The sequence below is a fragment of the Bacillus sp. UNC125MFCrub1.1 genome, assembly GCF_000701305.1.
Taxonomy (GTDB): domain Bacteria; phylum Bacillota; class Bacilli; order Bacillales; family Bacillaceae; genus Bacillus; species Bacillus altitudinis.
Window position 1 is genome coordinate 196,529 of record NZ_JNIG01000012.1, and the last position, 23,645, is coordinate 220,173.

Sequence of the window (23,645 nt, forward strand, 5' to 3'; positions counted from 1 at the left end):
TCATTCCGCCAAGGAGTGATCTTTTTTTCTCATCATGTGAGGTGAAATCAATGAATATCGCTCTGATCGTGCTGCTCATCTTGGTCAATGTCTATGGGTTTTGTCTCATGGGAGAGGATAAACGCCGGGCGAAAGCACACAAATGGAGAATATCAGAAGCGCACTTATGGAGTGCCGCAGTACTTTTTGGTGCTGCTGGGTCATTTCTTGGCATGCAGTATTTCCGTCATAAAACGAAGCATCCTGCCTTTCAAATGGGTATGCCTGCTTTAATTGTTGTCCAATTGGTGATATTGGTCTATCTCAATCTCATCTGAAAAGGAGCAGACGCCGTTAAGTCGGCGTGTCTGCTCCCTTTTTTTGTTTGATTTTTTTGATGGGCTGATCCCAATCAATTTTTGTTTGAGGATACCGTTCAATGATGTTTTCCTCAAGTTTTTCAAAGTCTTCTAATGTGAATTCATTTAGCTTCTCAGGTGACTCCGTCCAAACGTAAATGGAGTGGACAAACAGAGGATGATCCTTAGAAGGAACATGCTTCTCCCCTTCAAACAAGACACCTTTATAGACGAAATTAAAATTTTTACGGGCATTTTGCTGTTCGTCCATAAAATAAAAGCCTTCTTTTAATTGTGCTTGTTTCAGCTTTCTTCTCGGGTTTGAGAAGAATTTTACCGCCATGTAGAAAATATAGACAAGCAATGCAACAAGAGCAAGTCTAATGAGGATGACAAACATGACAGGATGCACCTCCAATACCGTTATCTGATGTACTACGAATGAGAAAGACAAAAGGTTTCAACTTTTTTTAAAAAAATATTTCGATTAACGAAAAAATATTCATAAAAAGATCGTATTGAACGAAAGAGGTTTTGTATAATAAGAATGCACCATGAAGAAAAAGGAGGATACACAGAATGACAAAACTAGATCAAACATTAACTATGCTGAAAGACCTAACGGATGCAAAAGGGATTCCAGGAAATGAACGTGATGTAAAAAAAGTCATGCAGTCATACATAGAAACATATGCGGATGAAGTCTCTACAGACCGCCTTGGCAGCTTAATTGCTAAGAAGGAAGGAAATGCAAATGGGCCTAAAGTGATGCTTGCTGGTCACTTAGATGAAGTAGGATTCATGGTGACAAAAATCGATGACAAAGGCTATATTCGTTTTCAAACGGTCGGTGGCTGGTGGTCACAAGTGATGTTGGCGCAGCGTGTCACCATTGTGACGAAAAAAGGAGACATTACAGGTGTGATTGGTTCTAAACCGCCACATGTCTTATCACCAGAAGCACGAAAGAAATCAATCGAAATCACAGATATGTTCATTGATATTGGGGCTTCGAGCAAAGAACAGGCAATGGAATGGGGCGTCCTCCCTGGAGATCAAATCGTACCTTACTTTGAGTTTACGGTAATGAATGACGAAAAAATGCTTCTTGCAAAAGCCTGGGACAACCGTATCGGCTGTGCAGTAGCGATTGATGTCATGAAGAATTTAAAGGATACTCAGCATGAAAATATTGCATACAGTGTAGCAACTGTCCAAGAGGAAGTTGGCTTGCGAGGAGCTAAAACAGCTGCAGCTACCATCCAGCCTGATATTGGATTTGCTATTGATGTTGGAGTAGCAGGTGATACACCAGGTATTACTGAAAAAGAAGCAACAAGCAAACTTGGCAAAGGACCAACGATTGTCGTATTCGACGCTTCCATGGTTTCTCATAAAGGGCTTCGCGATTTTGTTGTCCAAACTGCAGATGAATTAAACATTCCTTATCAATATGATTCCATGCCAGGTGGAGGAACAGATGCTGGAGGTATTCACTTAACAGGTCATGGTGTTCCATCACTATCCATCGGAATTCCAAGCAGATATATTCATACCCATGCAGCTATGATTCATCGAGATGATTATGAAAATGCGGTGAAGCTTTTAACAGAAGTCATCAAAAGACTTGATCAAAAAACGGTCGAACAAATTACGTACGGTTCTTAATGATGAAACCTTTCCTCAGTATGGGGAAAGGTTTTTTAATTGCGTTGAATTTCCCAGGAAATGAACTTTGGAATGTAAGTTGTGTCAAAAGAACTGTTTTCAGTAAATGAAGTGATATTTTTCTAGTGAGGAAGGCACATGTGATCCATCTTGTATTTATGTAAGATGAAATCAATAAAAAGGACAGAGCCAATTGAGGCTCTGTCAAAAGAGAGTTTATGGAAGTAGGTGAAGCTTATTTTAGATTAAATCAATTATTCCTATTTGTCAACTTGGTTTTAAAAGAAAGAAAAATCACTCAATTTATGTTATATTTGTAACAAATTGTTTATACAAAGGGGATGGTTAAATGAATGCGGTTTCAATTGTGATAGGATCGATGTGTATTTTAGCGATTGCCTATCGCCTCTATGGCACGTTTATGATGGTGAAGGTACTAAAGGTCACAGATGATCATCCTACACCGGCACATGCACTCGAGGATGGGAAAGATTATGTGCCAACAAACAAATGGGTCACATTTGGGCATCACTTTGCTGCAATTGCCGCTGCCGGTCCATTAGTTGGTCCGATTTTAGCCGCACAATTTGGGTATTTACCTGGTCTCCTTTGGCTCTTAATTGGAGCGGTGATTGGCGGAGCTGTTCATGATCTTGTGGTCTTGTTTGCTTCGATGCGAAAAAAGGGGAAATCACTATCCGAGGTAGCGAAAGAGGAGCTTGGTCCTGTGGCAGGATTTTGCACAGGGCTCGCCATGTTATTTATTATTACAATTACAATGGCAGGACTGTCCATGGTTGTGCTTCATGCTTTAGAACGAAATCCTTGGGGAACCTTTGCAGTTGGTATTACCATTCCAATAGCGATGGGAGTCGGCCTTTATTATAAAAAGACAGGCAATTTAAAGCTGGCGACATCTGCGGGATTCATATTACTGATGTTGGGGGTATTCCTTGGACCGAATATTCAAGGAACAGCACTTGGAGATTTGTTAACACTTGATACAAAAACGCTTGCTCTTGCCCTGCCAATCTATGCGTTCTTTGCTGCGGCCCTGCCGGTTTGGTTGCTTTTGGCACCAAGAGACTATTTAAGCAGTTTTATGAAAATTGGTGTTTTCATTGCGCTGATTGCGGGAATCTTTGTGGTTAATCCAACCATCCAATTTCCGGCGTTTACGGAGTTTGTAAATGGAGGAGGGCCTGTCTTAGCTGGACCTGTATGGCCTTTTATTTCGATTACCATTGCTTGTGGTGCGATTTCTGGTTTTCATGCATTTGTTGGCTCAGGCACAACGCCAAAAATGCTAGATCGTTGGAGTGATATGAAGCCGGTGGCGTTTGGCGCGATGCTCGTAGAATGTTTAGTGGGAATTATGGCGTTAATTGCCGCTACTGCGCTTCATCCGGGAGATTATTTTGCAATTAATAGTACACCTGAAGTGTTCCGTACGCTTGGTATGAGTGTCGAGAATCTTCCTCAACTAAGCAAAGAAATCGGTCTTGACTTAGAAGGAAGAACAGGTGGAGCTGTTACATTAGCTGTAGGGATGGCGTACATCTTTACGGGTATTCCGTTCTTTAGTCATTTGGCCTCTTATTTCTTCCAATTCGTGATTATGTTTGAAGCCGTCTTTATATTAACGGCGATTGACGCAGGAACCCGTGTCGCGCGATATTTGATCCAAGACTTCTTTGGAGAAGCATATAAACCGCTAAAACGAAATGACTGGGTACCAGGGTCAGTCTTTGCAAGTGCACTTGCTTGTTTTATGTGGGGATACTTGCTTTACTCTGGAGACATTGGGTCGATTTGGGCACTCTTTGGCGTGTCAAACCAGCTAATGGCCTCGGTCGGATTAATCATTGGGGCGACGGTTGTGTTAAAAATTGCGGATAAAAGGCGGTATATGTTGACTTGTTTAATTCCACTTGGTTACTTATATTTGACGGTGAATTATGCGGGTTATTGGATGGTTGCGAATGTCTATCTCAATCCTGAAGCATCTGGCTACAGTGTACTGAACGCCGTGCTTTCGATGATTATGCTGATTTTAGGTTTTGTCATTATCGTGTTCGCTATTAAAAAATGGATCGAGATTTGGCGCGATCCAGCTCTTCGAATGGAGACGCCAATCACTGGCTAAATGAACAAAGCCGGCTTGCTCATAAATAAGCAAACCGGCTTCCTGTTATTGCTGATGTTCAGGCTTTAAGCCCTGCTCTAATGTTTCAAGAATTTCATTTTTTTCATCTTCTGATGCCTCTTGCCATAACACCTCAAACAAAACGCCAAGACCTGGCAGCATTTTTTCCTCGCCACTTTGAATCGCATCTAAAATCGTATGCTCAAGCTGCTCTTGATTATGGCCAGTAATGTTTTGAATCACTGCGCCTCTTAAATTAAAATCCATTGCCCACACTCCTTTTTTGATGGTGATAGCCCTATTCTGTCTCAAAGACAGGTTTATTATGTAGTGTGCTTGAGATATAATAAATTCATGATATTTAAAGGAGTTAAAGTCGCTTGAAATATATAGAATCAGCTAAAAACGCACACATTAAACAATGGAAAAAGCTCCATACAAAAAAAGAACGAACGAAAACAGGGCTATTCCTTGTTGAAGGAAAACACTTAGTAGAAGAAGCATTAAAAAGCGGGGTTGTGAAAGAGTTAATGATCACAACACCTGACATGCTCCCTGCTGACATCGAGCCTGACATTGAGTTGTATGAATTAAGTGAAGAGGCTTTTACTGCGATGACGGAAACGGAAACACCTCAGCAAATCGCAGCGGTTTGTACCATTCCTGTATTTGAGGAGAAAAAGTATGAACGAATGCTTCTGTTAGATGCAGTGCAGGACCCGGGGAATTTAGGCACACTCATTCGGACAGCAGATGCAGCGGGTCTTGATGCTGTGGTCCTAGGGGATGGAACCGTTGATGCGTTTAACGGAAAAACGCTCCGTTCAGCACAAGGGTCTCATTTTCACCTGCCTATCTTAAAACAAACACTTCAACAGACAATTCCAGCATTAAAGGCGCAAGGTATACCTGTATATGGCACTGCTTTAAAAAATGCGAAAGAGTATAAACACATAGCATCAGAAGGTCCATTTGCGTTAATTGTAGGCAACGAGGGAGCAGGTATTGATCCAGAGATTCTTCAAATGACAGATCAAAATTTATATGTTCCAATGTACGGACAAGCGGAATCATTAAATGTGGCTGTGGCAGCAGCGGTTCTTGTCTATCATTTGCGCGGATAGTGTTGCAACACGTCCTATTTTTCACTATAATGAAACTAATATTTTAAAAACCATGATAGAGGAAGATTGTTTCACGGAGCGTCCTAATAGGGAGAATGCATCGTAGACTGAAAGTGCATTTAAGGAATGCTGAAACAGGAATTCACCTCTGGAGTTGTCACCGGGACCGCAGGTTTTGCGTAAAGGTGAACCGGATTCGTTTGATTCCGTTATGTCAATGAAGCTTATTCGCACATGCATTTGTGCTTAACAAGGGTGGTACCGCGACCACAACTCGTCCCTTCTTTTATGGAGGAACGAGTTTTTTTATTGTCTTCAAACAATCAAACAGCCGTTTATCCGAGCGGTTTTGTATATCAAAAGGAGGATCACACTCATGCAAGAAACGTTAAAACAGCTTGAAACAGAGGCGATAGCAAAGGTTGAAGCAGCCAGCTCGCTCAAAGAAGTCAATGATATTCGTGTTCAATATTTAGGGAAAAAAGGTCCGATTACAGAAGTGCTGCGCGGAATGGGCAAGCTTTCCGCTGAAGAAAGACCAAAAATGGGCGCACTCGCAAACGAAGTAAGAGAGCAGATTGCTGGTGCCATTGCTGAAAAAAATGAGCAGCTAGAAGCAGAAGAAGTGAAAAAGAAACTGGCTTCTCAAACCATTGATGTCACATTACCAGCAAGTCCGATCAAAATCGGGTCAAGACATCCATTAACGATTGTCGTAGAAGATATTGAAGATTTATTTATCGGCATGGGCTATACCGTTGAAGAGGGCCCAGAGGTGGAAACAGATTACTATAACTTTGAAGCGCTCAATCTTCCAAAAGAACACCCTGCACGTGATATGCAGGACAGCTTCTATATTACTGAAGACACACTCATGAGAACGCAAACATCACCCGTTCAAGCACGTACACTTGAGAAATATAAAGGCCAAGGCCCTGTGAAAATCATCTGCCCTGGTAAGGTGTATAGACGTGACAGCGATGATGCCACTCACTCCCATCAATTCATGCAAATTGAAGGACTTGTCGTCGATCACAATATTAGCATGAGTGACCTCAAAGGGACGCTTGAGACAGTCGCAAGAAAAATGTTTGGGGAAGATCGTGAAATTAGACTGCGCCCAAGCTTTTTCCCATTCACAGAACCTTCCGTTGAAGTTGATGTGTCATGCTTTAAATGCGGCGGGAAAGGCTGTTCTGTATGTAAAGGAACAGGCTGGATTGAAATTTTAGGTGCAGGAATGGTTCACCCGAATGTATTAAAAATGAGCGGATTTGATCCAGATACTTACCAAGGCTTTGCTTTTGGAATGGGTGTTGAACGTATTGCGATGCTGAAATACGGCATAGATGACATTCGTCATTTCTACACAAATGATATTAGATTCACGAAGCAATTTAAGCAGGACTAAGAGGAGGAAATCAACATGTTTGTTTCATATAAATGGTTAGAGGACTATGTCGATTTAGAAGGCATTCAGCCGGATGAATTAGCAGAGAAAATCACAAGAAGCGGAATTGAAGTGGAAGCCGTTGAGTATAAAGGCGAAGGCATCAAAGGCGTTGTCGTTGGACACGTCATTGAACGTGAACAGCATCCGAATGCGGATAAATTAAACAAATGTCTTGTTGATATCGGCGAAGACGCACCGGTGCAAATTATATGCGGGGCTCCAAATGTGGATAAAGGACAGCATGTGGCTGTCGCAACGGTTGGTGCAGTCCTTCCTGGAAACTTTAAAATTAAAAAAGCCAAACTGCGCGGTGAAGAGTCTCATGGCATGATTTGTTCTCTGCAAGAATTAGGCGTAGAGAGCAAGCTCGTACCAAAAGAATATGCAGAAGGTATCTTTGTTTTCCCGAATGACGTGAAACCAGGAGATGATGCCCTTCAAGCGCTTCAATTAGATGACGCGGTACTTGAACTTGGCTTAACACCAAACCGTGCCGATGCCCTTAATATGATAGGAGTGGCTTATGAGGTTGCCGCCATTTTAGGGAGAGACATCAAGCTTCCTGATACAGCGCATGACACTTCTTCTGAAAAAGCAGCAGACTATATTTCTGTTAAAATTGAGGATCAAGAAGCGAATCCACTTTATGCAGCGAAGATCATTAAAAATGTAAAGATTGGACCTGCACCGCTTTGGATGCAAACAAGATTGATGAATGCAGGTATCCGCCCAATTAACAACGTCGTGGATATTACGAATTTTGTCTTACTTGAATACGGTCAACCTCTACATGCCTTTGATTATGACCGGTTTGGTTCAAAGCAGGTGGTTGTACGTAAAGCGGCTAAAAATGAAATGATTCAAACTCTGGATGAACAAGAACGTACATTGTCTTCGAAGCATCTTGTCATTACAAATGGCACAAAAGCGCATGCTGTTGCAGGTGTCATGGGCGGTTTTGAATCAGAGGTGCGTGATGAGACGACAACGATTCTTTTAGAAACGGCATATTTCAACGGTCAAACCGTTCGTCAAGCATCTAGAGACTTAGGGCTTCGCAGTGAATCAAGCACACGATTTGAAAAAGGGCTCGATCCGCAGCGGACGAAATCAGCAGCCGAAAGAGCAGCGCAATTGATCAGTATGTATGCAGGCGGCGAAGTGCTAAGTGGTACAGTTGAGGAAAACCACCTTGAAACAAGTATGAATGTCATCCACGTATCAACTGAGCGTGTGAACAAGGTGCTTGGCATGAGCATTTCAAAAGAAGATATGATTCAGATTTTCAACAAACTAGGCTTTACTGTGGGCGAATCAAATGATGTGCTTGTTGTAACGGTTCCTTCCCGTAGAATGGATATTACGATTGAAGAGGACCTCATTGAAGAAGTCGCGAGATTATACGGATACGACAATATTCCATCTACACTTCCTGCGACAGCTGGTACCGTTGGTGGTCTTACGCCATACCAAGTGAAGCGCAGAAAGGTGAGACGTTTCTTAGAGGGCGCAGGGCTTTCTCAAGCGATTACGTATTCATTAACGAATCAGCATAAGTCCACAGCCTTTGCTTTAAATCCAGCTTATCAAACAAGACTTTCCTTGCCGATGAGTGAGGAACGAAGTGTGCTGAGACAAAGCCTTCTGCCAAACTTACTTGATTCTGTCGCATATAACTTAGCAAGACAAGCTGATTCTTTTGCCTTTTACGAAACAGGTTCTGTTTTCTTAGCGGAAACGGAAGGCGCAAAACCAGTAGAGAAAGAGCATGTGGCAGGTGCGTTAACAGGTCTTTGGCATAAAAATCTTTGGCAGGGCGAGAAAAAAGCTGTCGATTTTTATGTTGCGAAGGGTATTGCAGAAGGGCTGTTTGAAAAGCTTGGTGTATCAGAAGAGATCACGTATGTTCAAGCAGAGCGTGAGGGCCTTCACCCAGGACGTACAGCCGATGTTCATTTAAATGGAAAAGTGATTGGCTTTGTAGCTGCACTTCATCCAGTAGTGGAAAAGGAATTAGATTTAAAAGAAACGTATGTATTTGAATTTGATTTAACAGATGTGATGACGTCTGAAACAGAGGATATGAAATATACGGCAATTCCGAGATTCCCAGCAGTGACAAGAGACATCGCACTTGTCGTCGATCAGCATATTTCAAGCGGACAGCTGGAGCAAGTCATTTATGAAGCTGGCGGCCAATTGCTCACAGATCTTTCCGTCTTTGATGTGTATGAGGGTGAGCATATGGAAGAAGGTAAGAAATCTGTTGCATTCTCTCTGCAGTATTTAAACCCAGAACAAACGTTGACCGAGGAAGAAGTCACGGCTGTTCATACAAACGTATTGAAAGCATTAGAAGATACGTATCAAGCCGTCTTGCGCGGATAATCAAAAGAGCTATCGCTTTATGGGCGATAGCTCTTTTTTGATTATAACCATTTTTTCGCTTTTTGGGTGTTGGCAAAATGAAGTTTTGTAAATTGGCGTAAAGCCTCTTCGCCGTGCTGTTTCATCAGCTTTGCTGCCGCTTTGTCAACATGCGGACCGGCTCCTTTTGGAATGTCAAAGCCCGCTGCTTTTGATAATTTATCCATTTCAATTAAAAAAGCATACCTTGCAATAATAGAAGCTGCAGCAACCGATAAGTGGATGCCTTCTGCTTTCGTACTAAAATATGTACGCTCCCGAATGATCTTTTTCCCCGCAAGGTGCCTGAAATAAATGCCTGGTTCGGCAAATTGGTCAATGAGAATGGCTTCTGGTTTCTTGCCATCCAGTTTTTCTAGCACGGAGGTGATGACTTGGTTATGAAGCAGTGCCTTCATTTTCCCTTGGCTCATGCCCTTTTCTTGCATCGCATTGTATTTTTCATTCCGAAGCACGAGAAGGCTGAACGGGATGGTTTTGATCAAGTCTTTGGCAATGTTGATAATCTGCGGATCTTTTAGTCCTTTTGAGTCTTTCACCCCGAGCTCTTTCATGAGAGCAAGCTGACTGGAATCAACATAAGCCGCACAGACCGTAATGGGTCCAAAATAATCGCCAGTACCGACCTCATCTGAGCCAATAACCGACATGGAAGCGATGCCGGGTGGTGGGCTGTACTGTGTGATGGATGGTGTTTTTTTGCTTTTTGTTTCAGCTGCTTGTAAATGGTTGAACTGACTCGCTTCAGCTTCTGCCTTTTGTCCTTGGAACAGCACTTTTCCAGATTTGTAAGCTGTAATCGTACAGCCGGGAACCTTTGCTTGAAATAGAGCGCCTGGCGGCAAAGTGTCAGTTAAATGCTGAGCGTACACGCTCTTCATTTTTTTCATGTCTTCTGATGTTGCTTTTAAGACGGATTGGGGCACAGTGGATAACTCCTTTTTACCTTGATATCATTGATTTCTAAAGTGTACCATAACAGGGAAGGGCTCGTCTTTCCATTCAATGTCTAAACATGTTATGATAGAGACTAGGATTCTCGTGGAATGGAGGAGAAACGTTGTCTGACGGCGGTAAAACGAAAACAACAGTTGAGATTTACGGACAGTCCTATACGATCATCGGTCAAGAAACGAAGATGCATATGCGACATGTTGCTTCAATTGTTGATGATAAAATGAGAGAAATCAATGAAAAAAATCCATACCTTGATATAAACAAATTAGCTGTACTGACAGCAGTCAATGTCGTCCACGACTACTTGAAATTAAAAGAGCAATACGAAAAACTAGAGCTTCATCTAAAAGAAAAGGAATGAAATTACCGTGATCGATATCATCATTTTGTTTTTGCTTCTTATGGGAACGCTTGTCGGTCTAAAACGCGGGTTTATTCTTCAATTTATTAAATTGATTAGCTTTGTTGTTTCTATTTTAGTGGCTTCTCTGTTTTATCAGTCACTTGCACCACAGCTTACGTGGATTCCAGCACCTAATTTTAGCGGCGGTCAAGCGCAGCTTGCTTTCTTTAGTGGGAATCTAGAAACAGCTTATTATAATACCATTGCGTTTATCATTCTGTTTATCTTGACCAAAATCCTGCTCGCTATCATCGGCGGATTGCTCACAACCATTGCAAGTATCCCTGTGATTAAACAGGTCAACAAACTGCTTGGCGCTGTTTTAGGATTTCTTGAAACCTATCTATTTGTGTTTATTCTATTGTTTGTGGCCGCATTACTTCCAGTCGATGCGCTTCAAACGATGATGAGCAAATCAATGTTAGCAGATGTGATCGTAAATAGCACCCCTTACCTGTCCGGTCTTGTCAAAGACCTCTGGTCGACGTATGGAGTTTAAGAACTTCTCCTTTCTTGGAGAAGTTTTTTCTCATTCCATGACAGAAAGTTGTCGGATGAAGGGAAAGTTTGTATATTTATATAGGAAGATGCCAAAGCGGCTGGAGGATGAGAGATGAATAAAAAAGATATTATCAAACTTCTTGAAACAATTGCAGTTTATATGGAGCTAAAAGGAGATAATCCTTTTAAAATTTCTGCCTTTCGTAAAGCAGCTGCGGCACTGGAACAAGATGACCGCAGTCTTTCTCAAATAGATGACCTATTAGCATTACCCGGCATTGGAAAAGGAACCTTTGCTGTGATCACAGAGTATATCGAAAAAGGACAGTCTGAAACACTCGAACAATTAAAAAAAGAAGTGCCTGAAGGACTTGTCCCGCTCTTAAAATTGCAAGGACTCGGCGGGAAGAAGATTGCTAAGCTCTACCAAGAGCTTGGTGTTCACGATGCACAGTCGTTAAAAGAAGCATGTGAAGCGGAAAAAGTACAAACGCTTGCTGGGTTTGGCAAAAAAACAGAAGAAAAGATTCTTGCCGCTCTTGAGGAGGCGGGAAAGCAGCCAGAACGACTGCCAATTGGCTTTGCATTAGATGTGGCAGAACGAATTGATGATGCGCTGGAACAGATGGAGGGAATCATCCGTTTTTCAAGAGCGGGCAGTTTAAGACGTGCGCGTGAAACGGTTAAAGATTTAGATTACATCATTGCGACTGATAACCCTGAACAAGTGAGAGAACAACTTGTTGCTCTTGATGATGTCAAAGATGTCATTGCGAGCGGTGATACGAAGGTATCTGTCATGCTTGCACTTGATTTTGAAATCAGTGTAGATTTCCGGCTTGTGACAACAGACCAATTTGCAACAACGCTGCACCATTTCACTGGCTCAAAAGATCATAACATTCGTATGCGACAGCTTGCGAAGGAGCGCGGTGAGCGTATTAGTGAATATGGGGTTGAAACGATCGAAACTGGGGATGTGAAAACATTTGAAGACGAAAGCGCTTTTTATGCACATTTCCAACTTCCGCTCATTCCGCCAGAAATTCGTGAAACCGGAGCAGAGATTGATTCGTATAAAGAAAGTATGCAATTTGTAGAACGAAAAGATATCAAAGGCGATCTTCATATGCACTCGACATGGAGTGATGGCGCCTTTTCTATTCGCGAAATGGCAGAGGCATGTATCGCAAAAGGCTATGAATACATGGCGATCACAGACCACTCACAATATTTAAAAGTAGCAAACGGTTTAACAAAAGAACGTTTGCGTTTGCAAGCAAAAGAAATTGACAAGCTGAATCAAGAATTCGAACATTTTCACATTTTCAAAGGGGTCGAAATGGATATTCTGCCGGATGGATCGTTAGATTATGATGATGACTTTCTAGCAGACATGGATTTTGTCATTGCGTCTATTCATTCTAGCTTCTCTCAGCCGGAGGAAGTCATTATGGAGCGCCTAGAAAATGCCTTGAATAATCAGCATGTGGATTTAATTGCCCATCCAACTGGCCGTTTGATCGGTAGACGAGACGGCTATGCTTTAAATATTGATCAGCTCATAGAGCTTGCGAAAAAAACGGGCACTGCACTGGAACTCAACAGCAACCCGTCAAGACTGGATTTAAAAACAGAGCATTTAATGAAAGCAAACGAAGCGGGTGTGAACATCATGATCAACACAGATGCACACAACATCGCCATGCTCGATCATATGGACGTCGGTGTCACAGCTGCAAGAAAGGGCTGGACACCAAAAGCAAATGTCGTGAATACATTTTCACTCAATGAGATGAAAAAGTTTTTAACGCGTGACAGGTAGTCGTTAGGAGGCTGGACCATGCTGCAACAAAAAGTGTTAGCATCATTAGAATTTCATAAAGTAAAAGAAAAAGTCATGTCCTATACTGCTTCGACTTTAGGGAAAGAAAAAGCGCAGGACTTAATACCACTCACAGATATCGAGAGCATTCAGCATCTGCTAGAAGAGGTAGCAGAAGCGCAAGATGTGATTCGTTTAAAAGGATCTGCGCCATTTGGCGGGTTAACGGATATTAGACGAGGCGTCAAACGAGCAGAAATAGGCAGTATATTAAGCCCTTCTGAGCTGATGGAAATTGCGGCGCTGTTATATACCACAAAAAACATGAAGCACTTTCTCGCCTCTATGTATGAGGACGGAGTAGAGATACCCCGTCTTCATACATATGCAGAATCGCTGATTTTACTGCCAGACGTGAGAAAAGAAATCGAAAGCTGTATTGGTGACAATGGAGAAGTGCTTGATCACGCAACGCCAGCCCTCCGCACCATACGAACGCAGTTACGATCACTAGAATCAAAAGTGCGAGATAAATTAGAATCAATGATTCGTTCACAATCTGCCTCAAAAATGCTGTCAGACACCATTGTGACCATTCGTAATGATCGGTTTGTCATTCCCGTAAAACAAGAGTACCGCTCGAATTATGGAGGGATAGTTCATGATCAATCTTCTTCAGGCGCAACTCTTTTTATTGAGCCGCAGGTGGTCGTAGATTTAAATAACACCTTGCAGCAAACTCGCCTAAAAGAAAAGCAAGAGATTGAAAAGATTTTGCAAATGCTAACAGCGAGTGTGTCAGAGCACATTGATGAATTGCTTCATAATGTGAATGAACTTCAGACATTAGATTTTATTTTCGCCAAAGCCAAATATGCAAAAGCAGAAAAAGCCACAAAACCTACTGTGAATAACCAAGGGGAGATTTATTTAAAACGGGCAAGACATCCCCTATTGCCCCGAGATCAGGTTGTGGCAAATGATATTGAGCTGGGCAAAGATTTTTCTACGATCGTCATCACGGGTCCAAATACAGGCGGTAAGACCGTCACTTTAAAAACACTTGGACTTCTTACGCTGATGACGCAGGCAGGTCTTCATATTCCAGTCGAAGAAGGATCAGAAGTGGCTGTATTCGATCAAGTCTTTGCTGATATTGGAGACGAGCAGTCTATTGAACAGAGCTTGAGTACATTCTCATCTCATATGGTCAATATTGTGGATATCTTAAAGCATTTGACGTCTAATTCACTTGTGTTATTTGATGAATTAGGTGCGGGGACAGATCCTGCTGAAGGTGCAGCACTTGCGATGAGCATCTTAGATGAAGTTCATCAAACAAATGCGCGCGTCATCGCAACGACTCACTATCCTGAGCTGAAGGCATACGGATATAACCGAGAAGGCGTCACAAATGCGAGTGTAGAGTTTGATATTGAAACCTTATCTCCTACATATCGCTTGCTCATCGGGGTGCCGGGACGAAGTAATGCATTTGAAATTTCCAAGCGTCTAGGACTGCCTCATCATTTAATTGACCGTGCAAAAGCAGATATGCATGCGGAACATAATGAAGTCGATCAGATGATTGCTTCATTAGAAGACAGCAAAAAACAAGCAGAAGAAGAACTGCATGAGACGGAATTCTATAGAAAAGAAGCAGAGAAGCTCCATAAAGAATTGCAAAAACAAATCCTTGAATGGAATGAACAAAAGGACAAACTGCTGGAAGAAGCTGAACAAAAAGCGGCAGAAAAGATTGAACAAGCAACAAAAGAAGCAGAAGAGATTATTCAAGAGCTTCGGTCCATTAAAAGTGAGCATCGTTCGTTCAAAGAACATGAACTCATTGATGCGAGAAAGCGTCTTGAAGAAGCTGTCCCTGAGTTTGACCGTAAGAAAAAACCAGAGCCAGTGAAAAAAGCAGCAAGACAGCTAAAGCCAGGCGATGAAGTCAAAGTGCTGACGTTTGGCCAAAAAGGAACGCTCATCGAACAAACGGGTAACAAAGAATGGAGTGTCCAAATGGGCATTCTAAAAATGAAAGTAAAAGAAAAAGATATGGAATTTATCAAATCAGCACCGGAATTTAAACAAGAGAAAGCCATCACGGCGGTCAAAGGAAAAGACTATCATGTATCACTTGAGCTTGATTTAAGAGGAGAGCGGTATGAGAATGCCTTAAGCAGAGTCGAGAAATACTTAGATGATGCCGTCTTAGCTGGCTATCCGCGTGTGTCGATCATTCACGGTAAAGGCACTGGCGCCTTGAGAAAAGGGGTCCAGGAATTATTAAAACAGCACCGTAGTGTAAAAAATGCTCGTTTTGGAGAACAAGGCGAGGGAGGATCAGGCGTCACCATCGTCGAATTAAAGTAAAAAGGAGAAAACGCATGAAAGCCTTTTGGGAAAATGAACTTGTGGAAATTGCCGCCTATTACAGCGTGGCCGTCCTATGTCTTGTCTTATTTCTGACCATATTTGAACTCGTGACCTCCTATAAAAACTGGGAAGAGATTCAGCGGGGTAACTTAGCTGTTGCTATGGCAACCGGCGGGAAGATTTTTGGGATTGCCAATGTCTTTCAGCATTCCATCGCCCAGCACAACTCGCTTCTTCAAATGGTCGGATGGGGCGTATACGGCTTTGTGATGCTGCTCGTCAGCTATTTCATTTTTGAATTTTTAACACCACGATTTAAAGTAGACAAAGAGATTGAGAATGATAATAGAGCGGTCGGGTTTATTTCACTCATTATTTCTGTTGGGCTGTCTTATGTAGTAGCAGCCGGCATTTAAGGAGACGACATGGAAAAACTAGCCAAAGTATTAATTGTAGTTGCCTGCACTTTTGCGGTTATTGGTGCCGTTTACATGTTCCTGTAAAATGAAGAATACATTCTAGAAAGCTGTCAGTGAAAACCTTGACAGCTTTTCACTCATCAAAGGCGGCGAATCAGAATGAATCAAATCTTGCAAAAAGACGAACTCATAAAGCGCATTGACAGTTGTCTCAAAAAGACATCTCTTCCCCAAGACATATATGAACCGTATATTGCACGTCCTTTTCAAACGACTGGTTTTTTTGATGATTTGAGTCCATATATCGACATTGATCCATCCGGCTATATTCTTATTCAATATGAACGAGGGATTAAAGTGCTTCATAAAAGAACAAAAGAGGCGGATGAAGTCGTTTATTGGATTTTAGAAGACACCATCTTTCTAACTGTGTACCTAGACATGATGAGACAATATCAAGTGGACAACATCCACACACATTTACCTAATGACCCTAGTATCCATAAACAGATCGTGGAGAGAGTCCATGAGTCATTTCGTGCGATCGGTGGATTATACGAAAAGTGGCATCATGAAGGGAAAAGAGCCTCTATAGAAACACCGGCGAAAAAATGAAGATGTGTCATGGAACGAGCTCGATTTGAAAAAAGCAAACAGCCATAAGGAAAAGTTTGCTATAATAAAATAGTACGAAAGTTCAGGAAGGAGGGTTTTTATGCAGTCAGATAAACGTTGGCTTCTGCATTACCCGAATCAAATTCCCCACGAACTCACCATCCCAAATGAAACGTTGCAATCTTACTTATTCAGCTCCGCAGAGGCAGCACCTGAGCATACAGCCATTCATTTTTTAGGAAAAAACATCACCTACCAGCAGTTACAAGAAGATGCACTGAAATTAGCCAGTCACTTGATTGACATCGGTGTCAAAAAAGGCGACAGAGTAGCGATTATGCTGCCAAACTGCCCGCAATCGGTGATTTCTTATTATGCGGTTTTAATAGCAGGCGGCATTGTCGTTCAAACCAATCCGCTTTATACGGAGAAAGAACTGGAATATCAAATGGAGGACAGCGGCTCTAAGGTGCTGATCACTCTCGATCTACTGTATCCAAAGGCCTATAAAATGAAAGCGCTGACAAGTATGGAGCATTTGATCATCACAAAACTACAAGATTACTTGCCATTTCCAAAAAACATATTGTTTCCGATTGTCCAGCGAAGGAAAAACAACATGGTCATCCAAGTGGAGAAGAGTGATTCCATTCATCATTTCTCACAGATCATGAAAGAGTCGTCAGGAGAACAGATTCCGCAAATATCCTTTCAACCGAAAGAGGATGTCGCAGTTTTGCAATATACAGGCGGAACGACCGGTTTACCAAAAGGGGTCATGCTCACACACGAAAATATAGTAGCCAATACAGAAATGTGTGCATCCTGGATGTATAAAACGAACCGTGGAAAAGAGCGGATTCTTGGAATCATTCCGTTCTTTCATGTATACGGCATGACGACCGTGCTAAACCTTGCAGTCAAAGAAGGTCATCAAATGATTCTTCTTCCGCGTTTTGATGCAGCGGATGCCTTGAAGACCATTGAAAAACAGAAACCGACGCTGTTCCCAGGAGCACCAACGATGTATATTGCCCTGCTTCATCATCCGAATATTGAGAAGTATGACCTATCATCCATCACCGCATGCTTAAGCGGATCGGCCGCTCTTCCTGTTGAAGTCAAACAGAGTTTTGAAAAACTAACAGGAGGAAGGCTGGTGGAGGGGTATGGACTTTCTGAAACTTCTCCTGTCACTCATGCCAATTTCTTATGGGGAGCGAACAAAATAGGAAGTATCGGGTGCCCTTGGCCGAATACGGATGCCGGTATTTATTGTGAAGAAACGGGTGGACTCAAAGCGCCATATGAGCACGGAGAGATTATCGTCAAAGGTCCTCAAATCATGAAAGGGTACTGGAATCAGCCGGATGAGACAGCGGCAGTGTTAAGAGACGGCTGGTTTTTTACAGGAGACATTGGGTATATGGATGAGGATGGTTTTTTCTATATCGTAGACCGGAAAAAAGATGTCATCATAGCGAGTGGCTATAATATTTACCCAAGAGAGGTTGAAGAAGCCCTTTATGAGCATGAGCTTGTACAAGAAGTTGTTGTGGCGGGTATTCCAGATCCGTATAGAGGGGAAACAGTAAAAGCCTTTGTTGTCCCGAAGAAGGATGCCTATGTAACAGAGGATGAACTGGATCGTTTTGTTAGAACAAGAATTGCCTCATTTAAAGTGCCGCGTGTCTACGAATTTAAGGAATCACTGCCTAAAACGGCTGTAGGGAAAATCTTGCGCAGAGTGTTAATTGAAGAAGAAAAAAGAAAGCAATCATCTTCAACAGAAGAACCAGTCGATCGATGAGAGAATGAACCAGCATCATCCGGTCAAGCGGCCGGATGATTTGAATTGTACGTGTCTGCTCTGGTATGCTAAAGGTTGAAAAGAAAGAAGAACATCACTTGACAAATCACTCGTTTCTTTTTAACATAAAGTTATGAATGAATGCTCATTCAATTTAGAAAGGGACGAAGCACATTGAAGCAGAAAAGACCGAAGTACATGCAAATTATTGATGCAGCCGTTGTGGTGATTGCAGAGAACGGCTACCATCAATCACAAGTTTCAAAGATTGCCAAACAAGCAGGGGTAGCAGACGGAACCATTTATCTCTATTTCAAAAACAAAGAGGACATTTTGATCTCATTGTTCAAAGAAAAAATGGGACAATTCATCGAACGGATGGAAAACGATATTCAAAAGAAACCGTCTGCCAAAGAAAAGCTTCTTCTCCTCATTCGAGAACACTTTCGCCTGCTATCGCAAGACCATCATTTGGCCCTTGTGACACAGCTTGAACTCAGGCAGTCAAACCTTGAACTGCGCCAAAAAATCAATGAGGTGCTGAAAGGGTATTTAAATATGCTCGACTCCATTTTAACCGAAGGAAAGAAGACCGGAGAATTTAGACAAAATCTAGATGTCCGCTTAGCGAGACAAATGGTATTTGGGACGATTGATGAAACCGCTACAACATGGGTCATGAATGATCAAAAGTATGACCTGCCTGCACTCGCAGAAAGTGTACATGATCTTCTCTTAAACGGAATACATCAATCTTAAAGACAATTGAAAAAGGATGATTGACATGGAAAAAATACTTAGCTTACACCAAGACGAACAGACAGCACTCATCACGATTCAACACCCACCTGCAAATGCCTTATCCTCTCAGCTTCTCACTGAACTCAATGACATGTTTGATCAGCTTGAACAAAACAGTGAAGTGAGAGCTATTGTCATTCATGGAGAAGGTAGATTTTTCTCAGCAGGTGCTGATATTAAAGAATTTACGACCTTGCAGGAAGAGTCTGATTATGCCAGCCTTGCAGACAGAGGACAGCAAGTGTTTGAACGAATTGAACAATGTCCAAAACCGGTGATTGCTTCCATTCACGGGGCAGCATTAGGCGGCGGGCTTGAGCTGGCGATGTCGTGTGATATTCGAATCGCAACAAAAGATGCAAAGCTGGGACTGCCGGAATTAAATCTCGGTATTATCCCAGGATTCGGCGGAACGCAGCGCCTGCCTCGCTACGTTGGATCAGCTAAAGCACTTGAAATGATGGGAACAGCTGAGCCAATTACAGGAGAAGAAGCATTTGCCTGCGGACTTGTTTCAAAACTTGCGGAAACAGAGGAAGAAGCGCTGGAAACAGCCAAAACATTGGCAGCGAAATTTGCAGCGAAAAGCCCTAAAACGCTTGAGTATGTGCTTGAGTTATTGAATGCGACAAAAGTGTACTCATATGATGGCGGAATGAAGCTGGAAGCCAAAAAGTTTGCTGAGGTGTTCCAGTCGAATGATGCCAAAGAAGGCATCCAAGCTTTTATTGAAAAGCGTAAACCGAATTTTAAAGGGGAATAAGGGATTAGTACGACACAAGGGGGAGAAATGAATGAATATTTTTGTTTTAATGAAGCGTACGTTTGACACGGAAGAGAAAATCTCTATTCAGTCTGGTGCTATTCAAGAAGATGGGGCAGAGTTCATTATTAATCCTTATGATGAGTACGCAATTGAAGAAGCGATTCAGCTTCGGGATGAGCACGGGGGAGAAGTAACGGTCGTGACAGTTGGCAATGAAGATGCGGAGAAGCAGCTTAGAACAGCACTTGCAATGGGCTGCGATCAAGCCGTTTTATTAAATGTTGAAGATGATTTGGAGGAGTGGGATCAGTTTTCCGCTTCTACGATTCTATATCACTATTTCAAGGATAAAGAAGCTTCCTTGATCTTAGCAGGGAATGTAGCGATTGACGGCGGGTCTGGACAGGTGGCCCCGCGTCTTGCTGAATTACTCGGTTTTCCATATGTCACAACCATTACAAGTATTCAAATCGACGGCGGCTCAGCTTCAATTGAGCGAGATGCAGAGGGTGATGTGGAAGTGATTTCTGCCGAGCTCCCGCTAGTGGTCACCGCGCAGCAAGGTCTCAATGAGCCTCGTTATCCATCGTTACCAGGCATCATGAAGGCAAAGAAAAAGCCTTTAGAAGAACTGGAATTAGACGATCTAGATCTAGATGAAGACGATGTGCCATATAAAATAAAAACAATTGAACGTTTCTTACCGGAGAAAAAAGAGGGTGGCAAGGTGTTGAGCGGTGAGCTTCAGGATCAGGTCAAGGAACTGACAGACCTGCTAAGAAATGAAGCAAAAGTCATCTAAACATCCACTTTACGATATCACGAGAACAAGGGGGAGCTTATAGGATGAGTAAAAAAGTTGTTGTACTTGGAGAAAGTCGTGACGGTAAATTAAGAAATGTGACATTTGAAGCGATTGCTGCCGCTCACGAGGTGGCTGATGGCGGTGAAGTGATTGGCGTTTTAATAGGGGATCACGTCAAAGATCAAGCGGATGAACTGCTTTATTATGGAGCGGATCATGTGATGATCGTCGAGCACCCGCATCTTTCTTATTATACGTCTGATGGTTTTGCGCAGGCGCTTCAAGCAATATTAGATCAAGTCAATCCTGATGCAGTGCTCTTCGGTCATACATCGATCGGAAAAGACTTGTCACCCAAAATAGCTGCACGCCTGCAAACTGGCTTAATTTCAGATGCAATAGATGTAAGCGTTACCGGTGAACATCTTGTTTTCACTAGACCGATTTATTCAGGAAAAGCTTTTGAAAAAGTCATTTCAACAGATCGTCTGCTTTTGGCTACTATCCGTCCAAACAACGTGGCACCGCTGGAGCGTGATGCGTCACGCAGCGGAGAAGTGACGCCAGTTTCTGTCGATATTCAAAACCTAAGAACGATCGTGAAGGAAGTCATTAAAAAAACATCAGAAGGTGTAGATTTATCTGAAGCGAAGGTTATTGTCGCAGGAGGCAGGGGGGTCAAGAGCAAAGAAGGCTTTGAACCGCTGAAAGAACTTGCCCAAACGCTTGGCGCAGCAGTCGGTGCCTCGCGTGGTGCATGTGACGCTGACTACTGCGATTATGCCCTGCAAATTGGTCAAACCGGTAAAGTCGTCACACCTGACCTTTACATTGCCTGCGGGATTTCAGGGGCTATTCAGCATTTAGCCGGTATGTCCAACAGTAAAGTCATTGTTGCGATCAATAAAGACCCAGAAGCTGAAATCTTCAAAATTGCCGATTACGGAATTGTCGGTGACTTATTCGAAGTCGTTCCGCTTTTAAATGAAGAGTTAAAAAACATGAATATCCATTCTTAACGCTCATACACTCAGAATGCCTAGGTATTCTGGGTTTTTTTGTATGTTATCACGAAACAAAGGAGCGGTTTATAAGTGAATGGGACAGTAAAAGTCAATGAAGTGATTGGAACCATTTCTAAACACATCTATGGACACTTTCAAGAGCATTTAGGAAGAGGAATTTATGACGGCATTTGGGTAGGGGAAGATTCAGAGATTGATCATGTTGAAGGGATTCGTACCGATGTGCTAAAGGCACTTCAAGCCTTACATATCCCGGTGCTGAGGTGGCCGGGCGGCTGTTTTGCAGACGAGTATCATTGGGCAAACGGCGTCGGGGATCTGAGTGAACGAAAGCCGATGGTGAATACTCATTGGGGTGGCACCGTTGAATCAAATGCGTTTGGTACACATGAATTTATGAGACTGTGTGAATTACTTGAATGTGAGCCTTATATTTGTGGAAACGTTGGAAGCGGTTCTGTTCAAGAATTAGCAGAATGGATTGAATATATCACATTTCCTAAAGGGACACCTATGTCGGATTGGCGGATTCAAAATGGAAAACAAGAAACGTGGGAGCTGACGTATGTTGGTGTAGGTAATGAAAGCTGGGGATGCGGTGGAAATATGACACCAGAGTATTATGCAGACTTATATAAACGCTACCAAACGTATGTGAGAGAATTTGCTGGTCAGCGCATTTACAAAATCGCATGCGGTGCGAATTCAAATGATGTGAATTGGACAAAAGTATTAATGGAGCGTGCAGCGCCGTGGATGGATGGGCTCAGTTTGCATTACTATACGGTCCCAGGAACATGGGAGAAGAAAGGGTCAGCGACCGATTTTGATGAGGATGAGTGGTTTACAACGCTGAAGAAGGCGTCTGAAATGGAGCGGCTTGTTGTAGATCACGGAGAGATCATGGATCGTTATGACCCAGATAAGCGAATCGGGATGATTATTGATGAATGGGGGACATGGTATGATCCAGAACCGGGGACAAATCCAGGGTTTTTGTATCAGCAAAACACATTAAGAGATGCTCTAGTCTGTGCCTTGCATTTTCATATTTTTCATCGCCATTGCCAGCGGATTCATATGGCGAATATTGCCCAGACCGTCAATGTGCTGCAAGCGATGGTGTTAACGCAGGACGAAAAGATGCTCCTGACACCTACCTATCATGTATTTCACATGTTTCAAGTGCATCAAGAAGAAGAAGCGCTTGAAGTAGAATTGAATGCGCCTTCGTATGAACGCCGGGGTGAAAAAATCCCTCGAGTCAGTGTGTCAGCCTCGCGGTCATCTGACAAGATGCATATTAGTTTATGTCATGTGAATCCCCATGAAAAAGCAGACGTATCTCTTGCGATAGAGGGAATCGATGCAAAAACGAAAGTCACTGGCCGTGTGCTGACTGCTGATCGGATGAATGCGCACAACACGTTCGATGATCCTCATTCCGTTCAGCCTGCAGACTTTCGGCAATTTGCTGTTAAGCACGGCGAGCTGACTATTGATCTGCCGCCTATGTCGGTTGTCATGTTGACCGTCGATCTGGCTTGATCGCATATTTCAATGTTTGATGAGAAGAATGTTGGGGCATCATACATTGTAAATGAAGCGGAAAGGGAGTCATGTCATATGCTTAGAACCATTCTGATGATCATTGGTGCGATTGTTGTTATTGGTGCGATTATACGGTTTGTTTTTTAATTCATTTCATAAAAAATGATTCGTAAGCATTTCATTCGCAAGTCACATTGGTAGATGCTATACTAAAAAGCATAATTTACATTGGAGGAATGAATAATGGCAATCGTAAAAGCTACTGACGCAACATTTTCACAAGAAACTGCAGAAGGTGTTGTTCTTGCAGACTTTTGGGCACCTTGGTGCGGACCTTGTAAAATGATTGCTCCAGTTCTTGAAGAACTTGATCAAGAAATGGGCGATAAAATGAAAATTGTAAAAATTGATGTGGATGATAACCAAGAAACTGCTGGTAAATACGGCGTTATGAGTATCCCAACACTTCTTGTTTTAAAAGACGGTGAAGTCGTCGAAACGTCTGTTGGTTTCAAACCAAAAGAAGCACTAGCTGAGCTTGTAAACAAACATCTATAAACCGATCTATGCCCGCGTGGCATGATCTCAAAAAGCGGTTCTCGTATAGTCGAGAGCCGCTTTTCTTTCAT

22 protein-coding genes are annotated in these 23,645 nt (G+C 42.5%); 19 read left to right on the forward strand and 3 right to left on the reverse strand.

Going from position 1 to position 23,645, the window contains the following annotated elements; all coding sequences use genetic code 11:
* Positions 1-50 precede the first annotated feature (50 nt).
* Positions 51-317 carry a DUF1294 domain-containing protein gene (locus N521_RS10345; RefSeq protein ID WP_008346019.1) on the forward strand — a complete coding sequence of 89 codons (267 nt, stop codon included), beginning with the start codon at positions 51-53 and terminating at the stop codon, positions 315-317.
* Between the two features lie 16 nt (positions 318-333).
* Here N521_RS10345 and N521_RS10350 read toward each other — a convergent pair whose 3' ends face one another.
* Positions 334-738 (reverse strand): hypothetical protein, encoded by a 405-nt coding sequence (locus tag N521_RS10350; RefSeq protein ID WP_008346017.1) that lies wholly within the window; start codon positions 736-738, stop codon positions 334-336.
* Between the two features lie 179 nt (positions 739-917).
* On the opposite strand from N521_RS10350, the gene N521_RS10355 reads away from it, so the two are divergent.
* Both N521_RS10355 and cstA read left to right on the forward strand, forming a co-directional pair.
* Complete coding sequence (locus N521_RS10355; RefSeq protein ID WP_017358255.1) at positions 918-2,006, forward strand: M42 family metallopeptidase; 1,089 nt, start codon at positions 918-920, stop codon at positions 2,004-2,006.
* 349 nt (positions 2,007-2,355) lie between these two features.
* Positions 2,356-4,152: a carbon starvation protein CstA gene (gene cstA, locus N521_RS10360; protein WP_035391173.1), complete on the forward strand. Its 1,797-nt coding sequence runs from the start codon at positions 2,356-2,358 to the stop codon at positions 4,150-4,152.
* Positions 4,153-4,197: 45 nt separating this feature from the next.
* Here cstA and sspI read toward each other — a convergent pair whose 3' ends face one another.
* On the reverse strand, positions 4,198-4,419 hold the full coding sequence (gene sspI / locus N521_RS10365; protein ID WP_008346010.1) for a small acid-soluble spore protein SspI: 222 nt from the start codon (positions 4,417-4,419) through the stop codon (positions 4,198-4,200).
* A 113-nt stretch (positions 4,420-4,532) separates the two neighbouring features.
* On the opposite strand from sspI, the gene N521_RS10370 reads away from it, so the two are divergent.
* The 3 genes from N521_RS10370 to pheT all read left to right on the forward strand — a co-directional run bounded on the left by N521_RS10370 (position 4,533) and on the right by pheT (position 9,117).
* The gene (locus N521_RS10370) at positions 4,533-5,276 is read left to right on the forward strand and encodes a TrmH family RNA methyltransferase (RefSeq protein WP_035391174.1); all 744 of its coding nucleotides are present in this window, start codon (positions 4,533-4,535) and stop codon (positions 5,274-5,276) included.
* A gap of 376 nt (positions 5,277-5,652) precedes the next feature.
* A complete protein-coding gene (pheS, locus tag N521_RS10375) occupies positions 5,653-6,687 on the forward strand; it encodes a phenylalanine--tRNA ligase subunit alpha (protein ID WP_035391176.1) in 1,035 nt (344 codons plus the stop codon).
* 15 nt (positions 6,688-6,702) lie between these two features.
* Positions 6,703-9,117, forward strand: coding sequence for a phenylalanine--tRNA ligase subunit beta (pheT, locus tag N521_RS10380; RefSeq protein ID WP_035391178.1), 2,415 nt, complete (start codon positions 6,703-6,705; stop codon positions 9,115-9,117).
* 41 nt (positions 9,118-9,158) lie between these two features.
* On the opposite strand, the gene rnhC is transcribed toward pheT, so the two are convergent.
* On the reverse strand, positions 9,159-10,082 hold the full coding sequence (rnhC, locus tag N521_RS10385) for a ribonuclease HIII (RefSeq protein ID WP_035391180.1): 924 nt from the start codon (positions 10,080-10,082) through the stop codon (positions 9,159-9,161).
* A 134-nt stretch (positions 10,083-10,216) separates the two neighbouring features.
* Here rnhC and zapA point away from each other — a divergent pair, with 134 nt between their 5' ends.
* The 13 genes from zapA to trxA all read left to right on the forward strand — a co-directional run bounded on the left by zapA (position 10,217) and on the right by trxA (position 23,574).
* Positions 10,217-10,474 (forward strand): cell division protein ZapA, encoded by a 258-nt coding sequence (gene zapA, locus N521_RS10390; RefSeq protein ID WP_008345998.1) that lies wholly within the window; start codon positions 10,217-10,219, stop codon positions 10,472-10,474.
* A 7-nt stretch (positions 10,475-10,481) separates the two neighbouring features.
* Positions 10,482-11,015, forward strand: a complete 534-nt coding sequence (locus tag N521_RS10395) for a CvpA family protein (protein ID WP_025207758.1) — start codon at positions 10,482-10,484, stop codon at positions 11,013-11,015.
* 114 nt (positions 11,016-11,129) lie between these two features.
* Positions 11,130-12,842, forward strand: coding sequence for a DNA polymerase/3'-5' exonuclease PolX (polX, locus tag N521_RS10400; protein ID WP_035391182.1), 1,713 nt, complete (start codon positions 11,130-11,132; stop codon positions 12,840-12,842).
* 21 nt (positions 12,843-12,863) lie between these two features.
* The gene (locus N521_RS10405; protein WP_024718639.1) at positions 12,864-15,221 is read left to right on the forward strand and encodes an endonuclease MutS2; all 2,358 of its coding nucleotides are present in this window, start codon (positions 12,864-12,866) and stop codon (positions 15,219-15,221) included.
* Between the two features lie 14 nt (positions 15,222-15,235).
* Positions 15,236-15,640 carry a DUF350 domain-containing protein gene (locus tag N521_RS10410; RefSeq protein ID WP_007501637.1) on the forward strand — a complete coding sequence of 135 codons (405 nt, stop codon included), beginning with the start codon at positions 15,236-15,238 and terminating at the stop codon, positions 15,638-15,640.
* Positions 15,641-15,802: 162 nt separating this feature from the next.
* Positions 15,803-16,258: an Imm63 family immunity protein gene (locus tag N521_RS10415; protein WP_035391184.1), complete on the forward strand. Its 456-nt coding sequence runs from the start codon at positions 15,803-15,805 to the stop codon at positions 16,256-16,258.
* 100 nt (positions 16,259-16,358) lie between these two features.
* Positions 16,359-18,068: an AMP-binding protein gene (locus tag N521_RS10420; protein ID WP_035391186.1), complete on the forward strand. Its 1,710-nt coding sequence runs from the start codon at positions 16,359-16,361 to the stop codon at positions 18,066-18,068.
* Positions 18,069-18,242: 174 nt separating this feature from the next.
* Positions 18,243-18,827 (forward strand): TetR/AcrR family transcriptional regulator, encoded by a 585-nt coding sequence (locus N521_RS10425; protein WP_017367816.1) that lies wholly within the window; start codon positions 18,243-18,245, stop codon positions 18,825-18,827.
* Between the two features lie 25 nt (positions 18,828-18,852).
* On the forward strand, positions 18,853-19,632 hold the full coding sequence (locus N521_RS10430) for an enoyl-CoA hydratase (protein ID WP_017358245.1): 780 nt from the start codon (positions 18,853-18,855) through the stop codon (positions 19,630-19,632).
* Positions 19,633-19,663: 31 nt separating this feature from the next.
* Positions 19,664-20,437: an electron transfer flavoprotein subunit beta/FixA family protein gene (locus N521_RS10435; RefSeq protein WP_035391188.1), complete on the forward strand. Its 774-nt coding sequence runs from the start codon at positions 19,664-19,666 to the stop codon at positions 20,435-20,437.
* A 44-nt stretch (positions 20,438-20,481) separates the two neighbouring features.
* Complete coding sequence (locus N521_RS10440) at positions 20,482-21,459, forward strand: electron transfer flavoprotein subunit alpha/FixB family protein (protein ID WP_007501631.1); 978 nt, start codon at positions 20,482-20,484, stop codon at positions 21,457-21,459.
* 75 nt (positions 21,460-21,534) lie between these two features.
* Positions 21,535-23,013: an alpha-N-arabinofuranosidase gene (locus tag N521_RS10445; protein ID WP_035391190.1), complete on the forward strand. Its 1,479-nt coding sequence runs from the start codon at positions 21,535-21,537 to the stop codon at positions 23,011-23,013.
* 246 nt (positions 23,014-23,259) lie between these two features.
* Positions 23,260-23,574 carry a thioredoxin gene (gene trxA / locus N521_RS10450; RefSeq protein ID WP_007501629.1) on the forward strand — a complete coding sequence of 105 codons (315 nt, stop codon included), beginning with the start codon at positions 23,260-23,262 and terminating at the stop codon, positions 23,572-23,574.
* Positions 23,575-23,645 lie beyond the last annotated feature (71 nt).